Origin of the sequence: Pseudomonas sp. ATCC 13867 (assembly GCF_000349845.1) — a bacterium.
GTDB lineage: Bacteria > Pseudomonadota > Gammaproteobacteria > Pseudomonadales > Pseudomonadaceae > Pseudomonas.
This window is the reverse complement of sequence record NC_020829.1, coordinates 1,309,065-1,323,918: the sequence shown is the minus strand read 5'-3', so window position 1 is coordinate 1,323,918 and position 14,854 is coordinate 1,309,065. Positions and strand designations below refer to the sequence as shown.

Below are 14,854 nucleotides of genomic sequence, written 5' to 3'. Positions count from 1 at the left end.
CACTCTGCTATGCAACCCAGAAACTCGGCCTGGCTCGATCATTTGATCGAAGAAGCTCAAGTGAACAGACTCAGTCATATTGACCTGTTGCTCGACGCTACGGGCCTGGCCTCACCGCTTCCGGTGACTCCAGCTCATCAGTTGAACGCACGGCTATTCGATAACACGCCGGAGCACGCCCTATCTCAGCAAGGAGCACATTTGCGGCGGATCAGTCTGGATGACCCCGTGCAGCGAACCGCAGCGCACGCTCTCAGCGACGCCCTGGGTGCAGGTCGAGTACTCGCCCTGTTCAGCAAATGGCCATTTGAACCTCTCGTGGCACATCTGCGGCACTGCACCCAAGCCCATTGGGGCAAGGAGCAGCATAGCGGGCTGTTGCGGTTCTACGATCCGAGGCTGTTCCGCACCTGTTGCGAGGCCCTGCTGCCGAACCAGTCAGCCTGGTTCCACTCCCCTGCAATCGCCTGGTACTGGCGTGATAGCGCCGGACAGCCTCAGCAGTGGGCCGGACAGCCGCAGCGCCCGGAAGATACCCCTTCACCTTTGCCAGCACTTCACCTGAGCGATTCGCAGTTGTTCGAACTGGTGGCCTGGAGCGAAGCCGTCCGCTTTTGCGACACCCACGCACTGACTCACCGGGATGCGGGGTTGCCGAGCCAGGATGCGCTGCATCGTCATGTCACGAGCGGAATCCGGGCCGCCCAACGGGAGCAGGTCTTGGACTCGGACCGGGATGATTTCCTGCTCGGCTGGATTGGACAGCAACAACAAAGGCCCCTGACATGACTCGTCATCTCGGTGGCAGCCCTCGCATGTGCGTGATGCGCATCCGCAAGGCTGCTCTGGCCGTTATCACCGGTATCTGGCTTGCCGGCTGTACTGCTACTCCGCCAGAAAGCCTGCCGACGCCCATCGAGGGCTACAACCACACCTCGGCGGCGATCAATTGGTTCAAGGTCAACGGGGCTGGGGGCTCCAACTTTGGCCCGCACCTGGGGGGGTGGGAGTCAGACCTGCTGCGTTTCTCTGCCGACGAAATGGCGTCCCGGCCTGAAGGTAGTGATTGAGTGGGAGAAAGACCCCAATGTTGGGGCTTCTCGGTTCTGGAAAGAGCCTCCATTCAGCGACGCTTGGAACCAACGAATGGAAGAGCATCGGTCGCATTACACCCGACATCGAGCAGTTGTAGAGCTCCCCCCCTACGACAAGGTTGGTGCCGTCGTCGTGCACTTCTTCCCCTGTGATCAGGTGAAAGTTATTGCGACGCTCTGAATAGCCCCTAGTTTCGTAGACACCTCCAAGCCTCATAATGAGGCCCGTTAGGAGGTGCCATGAGCAACCAGCGTTACCCCGAAGAATTCAAAATCGAAGCGGTCAAGCAAGTGACCGAGCGCGGCCTCCCCGTGGCCGAGGTGGCAGCGCGGCTGGGCATGTCGGTGCATAGCCTGTATGCCTGGATCAAGCGCTACGGCAAGCCCCAGGAACAACGGCAGCAGGAAGACGATCAGCAGGCCGAACTGCGTCGTCTGCGCGCCGAACTCAAGCGGGTGACCGAAGAGCGAGACATCCTAAAAAAGGCCGCCGCGTACTTTGCCAAGGAGTCCGGCTGAAGTACGCCTTCATCAGCAAGCTGTCGGTGGAGTACCCGGTACGGCGTCTCTGCCAGACCCTCAAGGTGCATCCCAGCGGTTACTACGCCTGGCTGGCCGAGCCGAAATCCGTACGCACCAAGGAAGATCAGCGCCTGCTCGGATTGATCAAGCATGCCTGGCTGGAAAGCGGTGGGGTCTACGGCTACCGCAAGATCCACGACGACCTGCGTGAACTGGGGGAGTCCTGTGGCCGGCACCGCGTGGCTCGCCTGATGCGGGGAGAGGGGCTGCGCTCGCAGACCGGTTATCGTCGGCGTCCCGGCTATTACGGTGGCAGACCGACGGTGGCCTCGCCCAATCGCCTGGAGCGGCAGTTCAACGTCAGTGAACCGAACAAGGTCTGGGTCACCGACATCACCTACATCCGCACCTATGAGGGTTGGTTGTACTTGGCGGTGGTGCTGGATCTGTTTTCACGCCAGGTGATTGGCTGGTCGATGAAACCACGGATGTGCAGCGACCTGGCCATCGATGCGTTGCTGATGGCGGTGTGGCGGCGCAAGCCCAAGCAGGAAGTGATGATCCACTCCGACCAGGGCAGCCAGTTCAGCAGCTCGGACTGGCAGAGTTTCCTCAAGGCCAACAATCTCATCAGCAGCATGAGTCGACGCGGCAACTGTCACGACAACGCGGTGGCAGAAAGCTTTTTCCAGTTGCTGAAGCGCGAACGCATCCGACGGAAAACCTACGGCACTCGCGAAGAAGCTCGCAGTGATGTGTTCGATTACATCGAGATGTTTTATAACCCCAAACGCCGGCACAGCAGCGCTATGCAGCTATCGCCAGTGGAGTTTGAAAAGCGCTATTTCCAGAGCTTGGAGAGTGTCTAGGAAAGCCGGGGCGATTCACTCCACGCATACGGGCATCCGCAGTACGCCATAAAAGAACCGCTCAACATGGAAGAGCCCAAGACATGTCAAAACGTTTGAGTCCTCTCGCACAACACACGCTGCTGATCGCAATAGCGTTCTGGATCAGCGGCTGCTCGGCAACTCCACCCGAAAACCTGCCAACGCCCATCGAGGGCTACAACCACACCTCGGCGGCGATCAACCGATTCACTGTGAATGGTGGAGGCGGTCCTAATATTGGCCCTCACCAAGGTGGTGGAAAGCAGAACTGCTGCGTTTCTCTACCGACGAAATGGCGTCCCGGCTTGAAGGTAGTCATTGAATGGGAAAAGGACCCTGATCCCTATGCTAGTCGATACTGGCCTGAGCGCATTTTCTCCGATGCGTGGAATAAACGAGCGGCAGAGCACGAGACACACTACACCCATCATCGCGCGGTGGTGGAGTTGGAGCCGTACGGCGAATTTGGCTCACTCGATGTGCACTTCTTCCCCTGCGACGTGGTGAAGGTAGCCACCAGCAATACCATCTATGGCCAGCCTGGCTACCCCCATAACGAACCGCTCAACATGGAAGAGCCCAAGACGTGCCAAAACAGCTGAGTTCTCTCGCACAACACACGCTGCTGATCGCAATAGCGTTCTGGATCAGTGGCTGCTCGGCGGCTCCATCCGAAAACCTGCCGACGCCCATCGAGGGCTACAACCACACCTCAGCGGCAATCAACAGATTCACTGTGAACGGTGCTGGGGGCTCCAACTTTGGCCCGCACCTGGGGGGCGGGAGTCAGACCTGCTGCGTTTCTCTACCGACGAAATGGCGTCCAGGCCTGAAGGTAGTGATTGAGTGGGAGAAAGACCCTAGCCCGGGAGCAAGCCGCTATTGGCCTCAGCCAATGTACTCCGATGCCTGGTTTAAGGCCGCCGAGGAGCATCGTACCCACTACAGCCGCCATCGAGCAGTTGTAGAGCTCCCCCCCTACGACAGAGTCGGCGCTGTTGTCGTGCACTTCTTCCCCTGTGATCAGGTGAAAGTTATTGCGACGCTCCACGCATACGGGCATCCGCAGTACGCCATAAAAGAACCGCTCAATATGGAAGAGCCCAAGACATGCCAAAACGGTTGAGTTCTCTCGCACAACACGCGCTGCTGATCGCAATAGCGTTCTGGATCAGTGGCTGCTCGGCGGCTCCACCCGAAAACCTGCCGACGCCCATCGAGGGCTACAACCACACCTCGGCGGCGATCAATCGATTCACCGTTAACGGCGGCGGTGGTCCCAACATTGGTCCCCATCAAGGGGGTGGCAAGCAGAACTGCTGCGTTTCTCTGCCGACGAAATGGCGTCCCGGCCTGAAGGTAGTCATTGAATGGGAAAAAGACCCTGATCCCTATGCTTACGCCAAGTGGCCTGAACGCCTATATAGCGATGCTTGGAGCAAGCGCGCAGCAGAGCACGAGACGCACTACACCCATCATCGCGCAGTGGTGGAACTCCCTCCCTACGACAGAGTCGGTGCTGTTGTCGTGCATTTCCTACCTTGTGATCAAGTAAAAGTCCTCGCCTCGCTCTATGTCTATGGACATCCGCAATACGCAATAAAAGAACCGCTCAACATGGAAGAGCCCAAGACATGCCAAAACGGTTGAGTTCTCTCGCACAACACGCACTACTGATCGCAATAGCGTCCTGGATCAGCGGCTGCACGGCAGCCCCACCGGAGAACCTTCCGACGCCCATCGAGGGGTACAACCACACTTCGGCGGCGATCAACCGATTCACTGTCAATGGAGCTGGCGGTTCAAACTTCGGCCCACATTTAGGGGGCGGGAGTCAGACGTGTTGCGTTTCTCTGCCGACGAAATGGCGTCCCGGCCTGAAGGTCGTCATTGAATGGGAAAAGGACCCTGATCCCTATGCGAGCCAATACTGGCCACAGCCAAGGTATTCGGATGCTTGGAGTAAAGCTGCGGCGGAGCACGAGACACACTATACCCATCATCGCGCAGTGGTGGAGTTGGAGCCGTACGGCGAATTCGGCTCACTCGATGTGCACTTCTTCCCCTGCGACGTGGTGAAGGTCGCCACCAGCAATACCATCTATGGCCAGCCTGGCTACCCCCATAACGAACCGCTCAACATGGAAGAGCCCAAGACATGTCAAAACAGCTGAGTTCTCTCGCACAACACGCGCTGTTGATCGCAATAGCGGTCTGGATCAGCGGCTGCTCGGCAGCCCCACCCGAAAACCTGCCGACGCCCATCGAGGGCTACAACCACACCTCAGCGGCAATCAACAAATTCACTGTGAACGGTGCTGGGGGCTCCAACTTTGGCCCGCACCTGGGAGGCGGGAGTCAGACCTGCTGCGTTTCTCTGCCGACGAAATGGCGTCCCGGCCTGAAGGTAGTGATTGAGTGGGAGAAAGACCCTAGCCCGGGGGCAAGCCGCTATTGGCCTCAGCCAATGTACTCCGATGCCTGGTTTAAGGCCGCCGAGGAGCATCGTACCCACTACAGCCGCCATCGAGCAGTTGTGGAGCTGGAACCTTTTGGTGAGTTTGGCTCGCTGGATGTGCACTTCTTCCCCTGCGACGTGGTGAAGGTCGCTACCAGCAATACCATCTATGGCCAGCCTGGCTACCCCCATAACGAACCGCTCAACATGGAAGAGCCCAGGACATGCCAAAACGGTTGAGTTCTCTCGCACAACACGCACTACTGATCGCAATAGCGTCCTGGATCAGCGGCTGCACGGCAGCCCCACCGGAGAACCTTCCGACGCCCATCGAGGGCTACAACCACACCTCGGCGGCGATCAACCGATTCACCGTGAATGGCGGCGGCGGCCCCAACATTGGTCCACATCAGGGAGGGGGAAAGCAAAACTGCTGCGTTTCTCTGCCGACGAAATGGCGTCCCGGCCTGAAGGTCGTGATTGAGTGGGAGAAAGACCCCAACGCAGGTGCATCACGCAATTGGCCGGAACCTTTGTTCTCGGATGCATGGCGCAAGCGCATGGCAGAGCACGAAAGTCACTACACCCATCATCGCGCAGTGGTGGAACTCCCTCCCTACGACAGAGTCGGCGCTGTTGTCGTGCACTTCTTCCCCTGTGATCAGGTGAAAGTTATTGCGACGCTCCACGCATACGGGCATCCGCAGTACGCCATAAAAAAACCGCTCAACATGGAAGAGCCCAAGACATGTCAAAACGGTTGAGTCCTCTCGCACAACACACGCTGCTGATCGCAATAGCGGTCTGGATCAGCGGCTGCTCGGCAACTCCACCCGAAAACCTGCCGACGCCCATCGAGGGCTACAACCACACCTCGGCGGCGATCAATCGATTCACCGTAAACGGCGGCGGTGGTCCCAACATTGGCCCTCACCAAGGTGGAGGCAAGCAGAACTGCTGCGTTTCTCTGCCGACGAAATGGCGTCCCGGCCTGAAGGTCGTCATTGAATGGGAGAAGGACCCTGATCCACGCTCCTACGGGAAGTGGCCAGAACCCCTGTTCTCAGATGCATGGCGCAAGCGCATGGCGGAGCACGAAAGTCACTACACCCATCATCGCGCAGTGGTGGAGTTGGAGCCGTACGGCGAATTCGGCTCACTCGATGTCCACTTCTTCCCCTGCGACGTGGTGAAAGTCGCCACCAGCAATGCCACCTATGGCCAGCCTGGATACAGCCATAACGAACCGCTCAACATGGAAGAGCCCAAGACATGCCAACACAGTTGAGTTCCCCCGTACGCCGACTCCTTCTACTTGCAGCAACATTGTGGTTTGGCGGCTGTACAGCAGCCCCGCCAGAGAATCTCCCAACCCCTATCGAGGGGTACAACCACACTTCGGCGGCGATCAACCGATTCACTGTCAATGGAGCTGGCGGTTCAAACTTCGGCCCACATTTAGGGGGCGGGAGTCAGACGTGTTGCGTTTCTCTACCGACGAAATGGCGTCCCGGTCTGAAGGTAGTCATTGAATGGGAAAAAGACCCTGATCCCTATGCTTACGCCAAGTGGCCTGAACGCCTATATAGCGATGCTTGGAGCAAGCGCGCAGCAGAGCACGAGACGCACTACACCCGTCATCGTGCTGTGGTGGAGCTGGAACCTTTTGGTGAGTTTGGCTCGCTGGATGTGCACTTCTTCCCCTGCAACGTGGTGAAGGTAGCCACCAGCAATACCATCTATGGCCAGCCTGGCTACCCCCATAACGAACCGCTCAACATGGAGGAGCCCAAGACATGTCAAAACAGCTGAGTTCTCTCGCACAACACGCGCTGCTGATCGCAATAGCGTTCTGGATCAGCGGCTGCTCGGCAGCCCCGCCCGAAAACCTGCCTACCCCTATCGAGGGCTACAACCACACCTCAGCGGCGATCAACCGATTCACCGTTAACGGCGGCGGTGGTCCCAACATTGGTCCCCATCAAGGGGGGGGGAAGCAAAACTGCTGCGTTTCTCTGCCGATGAAATGGCGTCCCGGCCTGAGGGCGGTTGTTGAGTGGGAAAAAGACCCTGATCCTTTTGCTAGCCAATACTGGCCACAACCAAGATATTCGGATGCTTGGAGTAAAGCTGCGGCGGAGCACGAAACTCATTACACCCACCATCGAGCAGTTGTAGAGCTCCCCCCCTACGACAAGGTTGGTGCCGTCGTCGTGCACTTCCTTCCTTGTGATCAGGTGAAGGTCATTGCGTCAATCTATGTCTATGGACACCCGCAATACGCAATAAAAGAACCGCTCAACATGGAGGAGCCCAAGACATGCCAAAACGGTTGAGTTCTCTCGCACAACACGCGCTGTTGATCGCAATAGCGTTCTGGATCAGCGGCTGCTCGGCAACTCCACCCGAAAACCTGCCAACGCCCATCGAGGGCTACAACCACACCTCAGCGGCGATCAACCGATTCACCGTTAACGGCGGCGGTGGTCCCAACATTGGTCCCCATCAAGGGGGGGGGAAGCAAAACTGCTGCGTTTCTTTACCGACGAAATGGCGTCCCGGCCTGAAGGTAGTGATTGAGTGGGAGAAAGACCCTGATCCCTATGCCTATGCGAAATGGCCTGAGCGCCCTTTTAGCGATGCATGGAATCGGAGGATGGAAGCCTCCAAGGCGGAGTACACCCGTCATCGTGCGGTGGTGGAGCTGGAGCCTTTTGGTGAGTTTGGCTCGCTGGATGTGCACTTCTTCCCCTGCGACGTGGTGAAGGTCGCTACCAGCAATACCATCTATGGCCAGCCTGGCTACCCCCATAACGAACCGCTCAACATGGAAGAGCCCAAGACATGCCCAGCTCACTGAACAACATCCCTGCGCAAGCTGTCAGTAAGCCACCTCGCATGGTTGAGGGCGGTCTGCTGCCGCGCACCCCCAAAGAAGTAGCCACCAACCGCAGAATGCAGGAGCGGCTGTACGAAAAGGCCATCGTGCGGGACAAAGAAGCTGCGCAAAAAGCCGGAAACTCCCCAGCACTGCCGCCTTGCGCGAAGGTGCTACATGTCAGCCTGTTCTTCGATGGCACCAACAACCATGAGCCTTCGGATAGCGTCGCCAATCCAAAGACGACCACTAACGTCGCTCGGCTTTACCATGCCTCCATTGGCAATGACAAAGACCTCACTGAGCAAGGTTATTTCGCTTATTACATGGCCGGTGTCGGCACGGTATTCCCGGAGATTGAGGAGTTCGAACCGTCCGACGCTGGGCTTAAGTACGCCACTGGCGGCGAAAACCGGATCAACTGGGGGCTAACACGCCTAATCGATACACTGCGGAGAACCTGCCAGAAAGACCCGCTGTCCCGTAATGAAGCGTGGGACCTAGTCAAGAAAATGACCACCAGCAGAGCTCTAGAGCGAGTGAGCCTAGGGCAGGCCAGCGATGGCAGAGGTAACCGTGCTGCTGCCATGCAGCCGAAAATGCAGGAGTTGGAACAGGCGATTGCGGCACGTCCGAAACCTGAGTTGCTGGGTATCCAGTTGTATGTCTACGGCTTCTCCCGTGGAGCCGCTGAAGCTCGTACCTTCGTCAACTGGCTTGCTGAACTAACTCAGCAAGCAGATGGCAGTCACCGCTTTGCCGGTGTCGAACTGAGCGTCGAGTTCCTCGGCCTCTTCGATACCGTTGCCTCGGTGGGCGTCGCCGATCTGGCCCCCTTCGCCGATGGACACATGGGTTGGGCCAACGACACCCAGCGCCTCCCGGACGATGAAGCGTTCCTGCGGCGTTGCGTGCATCTGGTCGCAGCCCACGAGCAACGGGCCTGCTTCCCGCTCGACTCGATCCGTAGAAAGGCGCGCCCCGACGACCCTAGTTGTCCCTCGACCTATCGCGCGGGCACCCATGAATTCATCTATCCCGGCATGCACTCGGATGTCGGCGGCGGCTACCCGCCTGGAGATCAGGGCAAAGCAATAGCAGGAGGCCAGTTTGTACTGTCACAGGTCGCGCTACACCACATGTACAGTGCCGCCTATCAGGCAGGAGCACCATTGCAAGCCCCCCAGATAGCTCTCAACCCGGAGCAGCAGGAAAACTGGCCGTGGTTAGTAATGGCTAGGACCACATTTGATGAGTTCAACATCGCTGATGGTTTGGTTACCCGCTTCAACACCTGGGTCGATCAACTCAGCAGCGGGCCTCTCGAACAGGTGATGTTCAAGGAGCTTTGCCTGATCACCGGCTGGCGTATCGATCGATTTGCCTACGGCGGCCAGGTGCGCCAGGCATATGCCCAGCCGCGCGGTAAACAACGCGATATGACCCCAGCGGAAGTCGAGGCCTTCGAAACACTGCACAAGTACCAACTGGCCGAAGATGCTGCTGCCCGTGCCGGTAAGGATTTGCCTGTACTCAGCCCTGCTGACCAGAAGAAGCGAGACAATGCACAGGCCATCCGGGCTCGGTATGAAGCGGATGTCGGCGGTGATGCAAATGCTCCGTTGAACACCAACAAGACCTTCGATCCGCCCCTCGAACAGCGCCAACTGGCGAATGCCGCCAAGGAGTTTCGCCGCGACTATATCCCGGAGTGGTCATTCGGCGGTGACGGTGGCTGGAGTACCGGCACGGCAATGAACGTGCTGTTGGGTGGTTTGATCTACATGACCAACGATGTGGACGAGGCCGAGGAATACGCCACGCTGCGTGAAGGTGGAGAGAAAGCCTACAAGAAGCTCTTCACCCCGGCTGGCTTCCCGGTCAACGAGACGGCTGCTCAGCTCATCGCATTGTTCGATGATCAGGTGCACGACTCGCGGGCCTGGTTCATGAATGCCCAGATGAACGAGCGCGAATTCTGGAGCGACTACTTCCGCTATCGCTGCATCTTCTTCGATCAGGAGTCCAACCGGAACCTTTCCCTGCTGGCTAGGGGAATGCAGGTTGTCGGGGTGGGGATCGCTCTCGCCAGTATTGGCTTGAGCGTCAAACGCCGTAATCCGAAGTACCTGGTGGGGCTCTTCCTGCCTTCCCTGGGGATTCCGGTGATGCGTGGAAAAGTCGGCTTCCCGGAGATCAGCGCCTTCGATCCGCTTACCGGCCTTGCGCTGCCGATGGTGGAGGTCGCCAGCGAACTGCGGGCATTCAGCAAAGACACTTCAACTACACAGCAGATGGCCGCTGCGCTGCCTGCCCCCGTCGCTCTCACGGCTGCGACCGCCGTTACGCCGGCCTTGCAGGAAATTCTCAAGGCTCACCAACAAGCCGACGACGCTCGGAACACCACTGCGGATGCCCAGGAACAGAAAGAATCTGGCTGGCTCGATCAAGCCGGAGCATTGCTCGGCGAGGTAGCGGGATCGACTGATAATTCTTTGCCCTCGCTTCAGCCTTCCATTCTCGAAAAGGCGATCCACAAAGGGCTCGGCATTGACGCTTGATGCCGGAGTGCATCCTGGCCAGGCAGTGACGAGCACAAACAGACTGGGCATGGGCGAGACTCCGGAGGATCGGGGGCGCGGCGACTTTACAGTAAGGGGCAGTTTCCTGGAGGCGTCCTACAGGCGCACTTCTCCTGTGCTGGTTAGCAGATGCCGGCGGGCCATCCACAGATTCGATAGGGCAAATTCGCGCAGTAGTACTGGTTCCCGTCTTGCTCTGGTGCACTTCCGGATCGTGCTTGCCGGCGTTGTTCTTGGTCGAACTGGGCGCGTGGATCAGCGCCGCATTGACGACCGTGCCTTGGCGCAGCGACAAACCCCGGTCGCCCCTTGAAAAGGTTGTAAGAAATACTTTCGCTACAGAGCCGCATGGGATAGAGAGCTTCGGTCAAGGGATTGCAACAAGCCCGGTACGAAAGCCGGCGGCTTTCGTACCGGGCCTCGGGTACTCACTGGAACAGGTTGGCCTTCACGCAGAAGGTCAGCAGTGCCTGGTCAGTATCCACGTCAAGCTTGCGCATGGCGGAAATCTTCTGCGCGCTGACGGTCTTGATGCTGCGGTTGAGCAGTTGGGCGATATCCCGCACGCTCAGGCCGGAAACGAAGTGGCGCAGGACCTCGTACTCTTTCACCGACAGGCTGGCGATACGGCCATCCACGTCGTCCTTGCTGGCCAGCACGCTGTTCGCCGACTGCATGCTCGGCCCACGGTAGACCCGCCCCTGGGACAATGCCCTGAGCGCCACCAGGATCTCGTTGAGGTCGCCGTTCTTCAGGATCACCCCCTGCACGCCCAGGTCGTACAGGCTGGAGAGAATCAGCGGGTTGGACAGCATGGTGAGAATCAGGATGCGGGTATCGGGGAAATTGCGCAGCAGGTACTCGATCAGCTTGAGGCCGTCGCCATAGGTCTGGTCGCCGGGCATGTTGAAATCGGTGATCGCTATGGCCGGCCGCAGGTCACGGCACAACGCCACCAGCTCGCTGGAGTTGTGGGCTTCGCCGATCACCTCGAAGAGATCATCCCGCTCTATCATCTCGCGCACGCCCATCAGCACGATGGGATGGTCGTCCGCCACTATTATTCTGACTTTGTCCATGAGTTCTTCTTGGGTTCCAACATTGGATATCGGTGCCTGGACACTTGCAGGAACGGCTAATCTTCTTCTTTAGAGTAGTCCCTGATCGTATCCGGCTCTCAGAGGTGCGCCAGCGCGCTCTCGATACGCTCCATCAACATCGTCACCGCCGCGGTCAGCTCCGGCCCGGCGGGCTGGGTGACCAGCGCCTCTTCCACCGCACTGCAAGCGTCGCTGAGGACATGGGCCTGTACCACCGCCAGCGCACCACGCAGGCGATGGACCTGCTGACGGACGGTGGCTAGGTCGTTATCCTGCAGAGCCTGCTGCACGCCGTGCATGTCCTGGCGCATGGTTCGGATGAACAGATCGCGCATCTTTTCCGACACCTGGATGCCATCGCTCATCGGCGGCTTCTCGTCCGGTTCCGCCACCGGTTCCTCCAGCACCTCCACCAGATGGCCACTGACCTTGAGCAGGCCGTCGTACAGCGTGCGCAGGCTCATCGGTTTGACCAGCCAGGCATTCATGCCCACCGCCATGCAGCGCTCGCCCTCCTCGCGCAGGGCGTTGGCGGTCACGCCGATGATCGGCAGCTCGCCGTCCTGCTGGCGCAATTCCCGCACCAGCTCATAGCCATTCATGATCGGCATGTTGACATCGGTGAGCAACGCGTCGAACGCCCCCGGCTGCCAACGCAGCAACGCTTCCCGACCGTTGCCGGTGAGGGTGACGCGGCAACCGAGCTCCTCCAGTTGCTCCTTGAGCAACGCCTGGTTGATCGGGTTGTCCTCGGCCACCAGGACACGCAGGCCCAGCTTGCCCAGACGCGTCGGCCGCGGCGCCGGCTCCGCCTCGCCAACACCGCCCTGCTGCGCCAGGTACAGGGCCTGGGCGATACCCGCCAGATGATACAGGCTTACCGTCCAACCCTGCGGAGTCGCCTGCAGCGGCAGGCCGGGCTCGGCCAGCGCGCAGACCCGCGCTGCCGGCCACCGGGGCTCGATATCGCAACCGAGCAGGTCGAACAGTACCGCGTTGGGTGGCGTCTCCAGCGGCAGCGTGTCGACCACCAGCGCCTGCGCCCCCCAGCACTCGATCCACGCCGCCAGGCTCTGTGCCAGCTCCTTGACCGGCGCCCGTATGTAGATGGAGTCCTGCAGCAGTTGCGTGTTCCGGCACACCGGCTGGCGCGCGTCCAGTACCGGCAGCGACAGGGTGAAGGTGAAGCTGCTGCCCAGCCCCGTCTCGCTGACCACCCGCAGTTGGCCGCCCATCAGCTCGCTCAGCCGCGAACAGATCGACAGGCCCAGACCGGTGCCGCTCACCGTATGCTCCTGGCCGTGCGCCTGGTAGAAGGGCTCGAACAGGCGGCGCTGCTGCTCCTGGGAAATACCGATGCCGGTATCGGTCACCTGCCATTGCAGGGTGACCTGGTCGATCTCGCTGGCGGTCACCTTCAGGCGCAGCACCACGCGGCCGATATCGGTGAACTTGACGGCATTGCTCAGGAGGTTGTTGAGAATCTGCCGAATACGCGCCGCATCGCCGAGCATCAGGCCGGGCAGGTCGGCATCGATGCAGGCGTAGAGCTGCAGTTCCTTGCCATCGGCCAGCGCGGCGTAGGCGGCCACCGCATCCTCGGCCAGCTCCAGCGGGTTGAACTCCACCGGTTCCAGCGCCATCTGCCCGGCCTCGATCTTCGATACGTCGAGGATGTCGCTGATCAGTTGCAGCAGGGTGGATGAGGAGCGCTGGATGGTGTTCAGGTAATCGCATTGCTGGCGGCTCAGTTCGGTCAGGCCGAGCAGTTCCAGGGTACCCAGCACGCCGTACAGCGGCGTGCGTATCTCGTGGCTCATGGTGGCGAGAAACACCGACTTGGCCGCGCTGGCGGCGTCCGCCGAATGCTTGGCCTCGAACAGCACCTTCTGCGCCTGCTGGTGCGCGCTGATGTCGTTGAAGGTACAGAGCACTACCGCCTCGCCCTTGTAGCGGGTCAGGGCGAAGATGGCATGCAGGTAGCGTTCCTCGACCTGCAGGACGAACTCGTTGGCGACCTCCTCGGCGTTACCGGAAAGATCCCAGTCGCGGCTCAGGCGGGTGATCGACTCGGCATCGCCCAGCCAGAGTTCGGCCAGGCGGTTCTGCATCACCACCTGGTGGTTATCGCGACGCAGCACGCACAGGGCCACCGGCGCGGTCTGGATCACCGCGCGGCTGAAGATGTCGCTCTCGACGATGTCCAGGTGCGCCTGGCGCGCCGGCCCGACTACCCGGCGCGCGTACCAGCGGATGGCGAGCCAGCCGCCGGCCAGGCTGCCGAGGATCAGCGCCAGACCACCCAGGAACTGCCACTTGGCATACCGGAAGTAGTTCCGGTAGTTGAGACGGTAGAGTCCGGTCCAGCCGCCGTCGAACTCGCTGCGCACCTTGATCACCAGCCCGCTGGTGCCGATGTTCAGGCCATCCTCGTAGTCATCCGCCTTCCCCACGATATCGATCAATAGGTCGCCGCGCGGGGAGATCAGTTCCAGTTCGTCGAACACCGGGCGCTCGAGAACCTGCTCGAAATCGTTGATCCGTTCCAGGTCCAGCACCGATACGGCCACGACCCGGCGATCCAGGTCGGACTCCCACCAGAGCGCATCGGGCAGGTCGAGACTGACGTACGCCAGCAACTCCCGACTGGCGCCGCCGGTATAGCTCTGCGCCGGCGCCCAGTGCACCTGGGCATCGCTGCGCTGCGGCTTGTGCGCCTCCAGAACCTGGCGCACGCGCTCGATCACCGGCAGGTAGCTGCGCCGCGTCAGCGGGCGCTGATCGCGGGAATTGCCAATGGAGGGCACGGCGATGCTGGTCGGGCCATGCAGGTCGATCACCAGCAGTTGCGGCGCGGGAAACGCCGAGCCGCTCCAGTAGCTGCTGTAGAAATTCGCCAGCAGCACTCCCAAGGAGAAGGTGCCGGGCTTCTCCCGCGTGTCGAGGTCGCGGACTTGCTGCGCGAGGGTGAACGGCAGGGCGAAGGAGAACTCGCGCCCCTCGTGGATTTCCATGCCGTCCTCGCGGGTCAGCAGACGGCGCTGCAGGGGGATCACATCCAGATCCAGGCGCTGGGTCGACTCGTCGCTCTGCTGGGCAATACGGTAGAGAAAAGCCTCGTGTTCGTGGATATCGCCCACCAGGCGGCTGAAATGGAAGTACACCTTGTCGCGCTCTTCCTGCACGACGCGGCCCAGCGCCCAGTAGCAGGCACCGACCAGCAGCAAGGCCAGGGACACGACCCCCAGCAGAGCGATGTTCAGGCGCAGCGAATTGCTCGCCAACTTGCGGATCGAACCGTGGTCATGTTCCTTCATGCAGAAATGCATC

General features: G+C 60.0%; 17 protein-coding genes and 1 pseudogene. 15 read left to right on the top strand and 3 right to left on the bottom strand.

Translation table 11 applies throughout. The annotated features are described in order from the left end of the window. The first annotated feature begins 9 nt into the window (after positions 1-9). The 15 genes from H681_RS25485 to H681_RS06005 all read left to right on the top strand — a co-directional run bounded on the left by H681_RS25485 (position 10) and on the right by H681_RS06005 (position 10,403). The gene (locus tag H681_RS25485) at positions 10-789 is read left to right on the top strand and encodes a DUF4123 domain-containing protein (RefSeq protein ID WP_015475960.1); all 780 of its coding nucleotides are present in this window, start codon (positions 10-12) and stop codon (positions 787-789) included. Further along, positions 786-1,070 (top strand): DUF3304 domain-containing protein, encoded by a 285-nt coding sequence (locus H681_RS27105; RefSeq protein ID WP_330217885.1) that lies wholly within the window; start codon positions 786-788, stop codon positions 1,068-1,070. Before H681_RS25485 ends, H681_RS27105 begins: the two co-directional genes overlap by 4 nt. After that, entirely contained in the window at positions 1,063-1,275 is a 213-nt protein-coding gene (locus H681_RS27100; protein WP_442961251.1) for a DUF3304 domain-containing protein, read from the top strand. Before H681_RS27105 ends, H681_RS27100 begins: the two co-directional genes overlap by 8 nt. Before the next feature lie 59 nt (positions 1,276-1,334). After that, a protein-coding gene (locus H681_RS06045; RefSeq protein WP_086009549.1) for an IS3 family transposase occupies positions 1,335-2,485 on the top strand; the annotation gives its coding sequence in 2 pieces (ribosomal slippage) (positions 1,335-1,578 and positions 1,578-2,485; 1,152 coding nt in all). An 83-nt stretch (positions 2,486-2,568) separates the two neighbouring features. Further along, on the top strand, positions 2,569-3,108 hold the full coding sequence (locus H681_RS06040; RefSeq protein ID WP_041711770.1) for a DUF3304 domain-containing protein: 540 nt from the start codon (positions 2,569-2,571) through the stop codon (positions 3,106-3,108). After that, a complete protein-coding gene (locus H681_RS25675; protein WP_015475954.1) occupies positions 3,093-3,632 on the top strand; it encodes a DUF3304 domain-containing protein in 540 nt (179 codons plus the stop codon). The genes H681_RS06040 and H681_RS25675 overlap by 16 nt, the downstream gene beginning before the upstream one ends. After that, positions 3,617-4,156, top strand: a complete 540-nt coding sequence (locus tag H681_RS25670) for a DUF3304 domain-containing protein (protein ID WP_080636205.1) — start codon at positions 3,617-3,619, stop codon at positions 4,154-4,156. The genes H681_RS25675 and H681_RS25670 overlap by 16 nt, the downstream gene beginning before the upstream one ends. Next, positions 4,141-4,680 (top strand): DUF3304 domain-containing protein, encoded by a 540-nt coding sequence (locus H681_RS06030; RefSeq protein WP_041711768.1) that lies wholly within the window; start codon positions 4,141-4,143, stop codon positions 4,678-4,680. The genes H681_RS25670 and H681_RS06030 overlap by 16 nt, the downstream gene beginning before the upstream one ends. Continuing rightward, positions 4,665-5,204: a DUF3304 domain-containing protein gene (locus H681_RS06025; protein WP_015475952.1), complete on the top strand. Its 540-nt coding sequence runs from the start codon at positions 4,665-4,667 to the stop codon at positions 5,202-5,204. The genes H681_RS06030 and H681_RS06025 overlap by 16 nt, the downstream gene beginning before the upstream one ends. Next, positions 5,189-5,728 (top strand): DUF3304 domain-containing protein, encoded by a 540-nt coding sequence (locus H681_RS25665; protein WP_080636204.1) that lies wholly within the window; start codon positions 5,189-5,191, stop codon positions 5,726-5,728. Before H681_RS06025 ends, H681_RS25665 begins: the two co-directional genes overlap by 16 nt. Next, positions 5,713-6,252 carry a DUF3304 domain-containing protein gene (locus tag H681_RS06020; protein ID WP_041711766.1) on the top strand — a complete coding sequence of 180 codons (540 nt, stop codon included), beginning with the start codon at positions 5,713-5,715 and terminating at the stop codon, positions 6,250-6,252. The genes H681_RS25665 and H681_RS06020 overlap by 16 nt, the downstream gene beginning before the upstream one ends. Then, positions 6,237-6,776: a DUF3304 domain-containing protein gene (locus tag H681_RS06015; protein ID WP_041711764.1), complete on the top strand. Its 540-nt coding sequence runs from the start codon at positions 6,237-6,239 to the stop codon at positions 6,774-6,776. Before H681_RS06020 ends, H681_RS06015 begins: the two co-directional genes overlap by 16 nt. Further along, positions 6,761-7,300, top strand: a complete 540-nt coding sequence (locus H681_RS25660; RefSeq protein WP_015475948.1) for a DUF3304 domain-containing protein — start codon at positions 6,761-6,763, stop codon at positions 7,298-7,300. Before H681_RS06015 ends, H681_RS25660 begins: the two co-directional genes overlap by 16 nt. After that, positions 7,285-7,824, top strand: a complete 540-nt coding sequence (locus H681_RS06010) for a DUF3304 domain-containing protein (protein WP_041711763.1) — start codon at positions 7,285-7,287, stop codon at positions 7,822-7,824. Before H681_RS25660 ends, H681_RS06010 begins: the two co-directional genes overlap by 16 nt. Then, entirely contained in the window at positions 7,809-10,403 is a 2,595-nt protein-coding gene (locus tag H681_RS06005; RefSeq protein WP_157883301.1) for a T6SS phospholipase effector Tle1-like catalytic domain-containing protein, read from the top strand. Before H681_RS06010 ends, H681_RS06005 begins: the two co-directional genes overlap by 16 nt. A gap of 194 nt (positions 10,404-10,597) precedes the next feature. Here the strand turns inward: H681_RS06005 and H681_RS26325 are convergent. The 3 genes and pseudogenes from H681_RS26325 to H681_RS05995 form a co-directional block, all read right to left on the bottom strand. Then, positions 10,598-10,731, bottom strand: a pseudogene (locus tag H681_RS26325) (IS5/IS1182 family transposase); the annotation flags it as partial. Between the two features lie 121 nt (positions 10,732-10,852). Next, positions 10,853-11,503, bottom strand: coding sequence for a response regulator (locus H681_RS06000; RefSeq protein ID WP_041711761.1), 651 nt, complete (start codon positions 11,501-11,503; stop codon positions 10,853-10,855). Between the two features lie 98 nt (positions 11,504-11,601). Beyond that, positions 11,602-14,841 (bottom strand): hybrid sensor histidine kinase/response regulator, encoded by a 3,240-nt coding sequence (locus H681_RS05995; RefSeq protein WP_015475944.1) that lies wholly within the window; start codon positions 14,839-14,841, stop codon positions 11,602-11,604. Positions 14,842-14,854 lie beyond the last annotated feature (13 nt).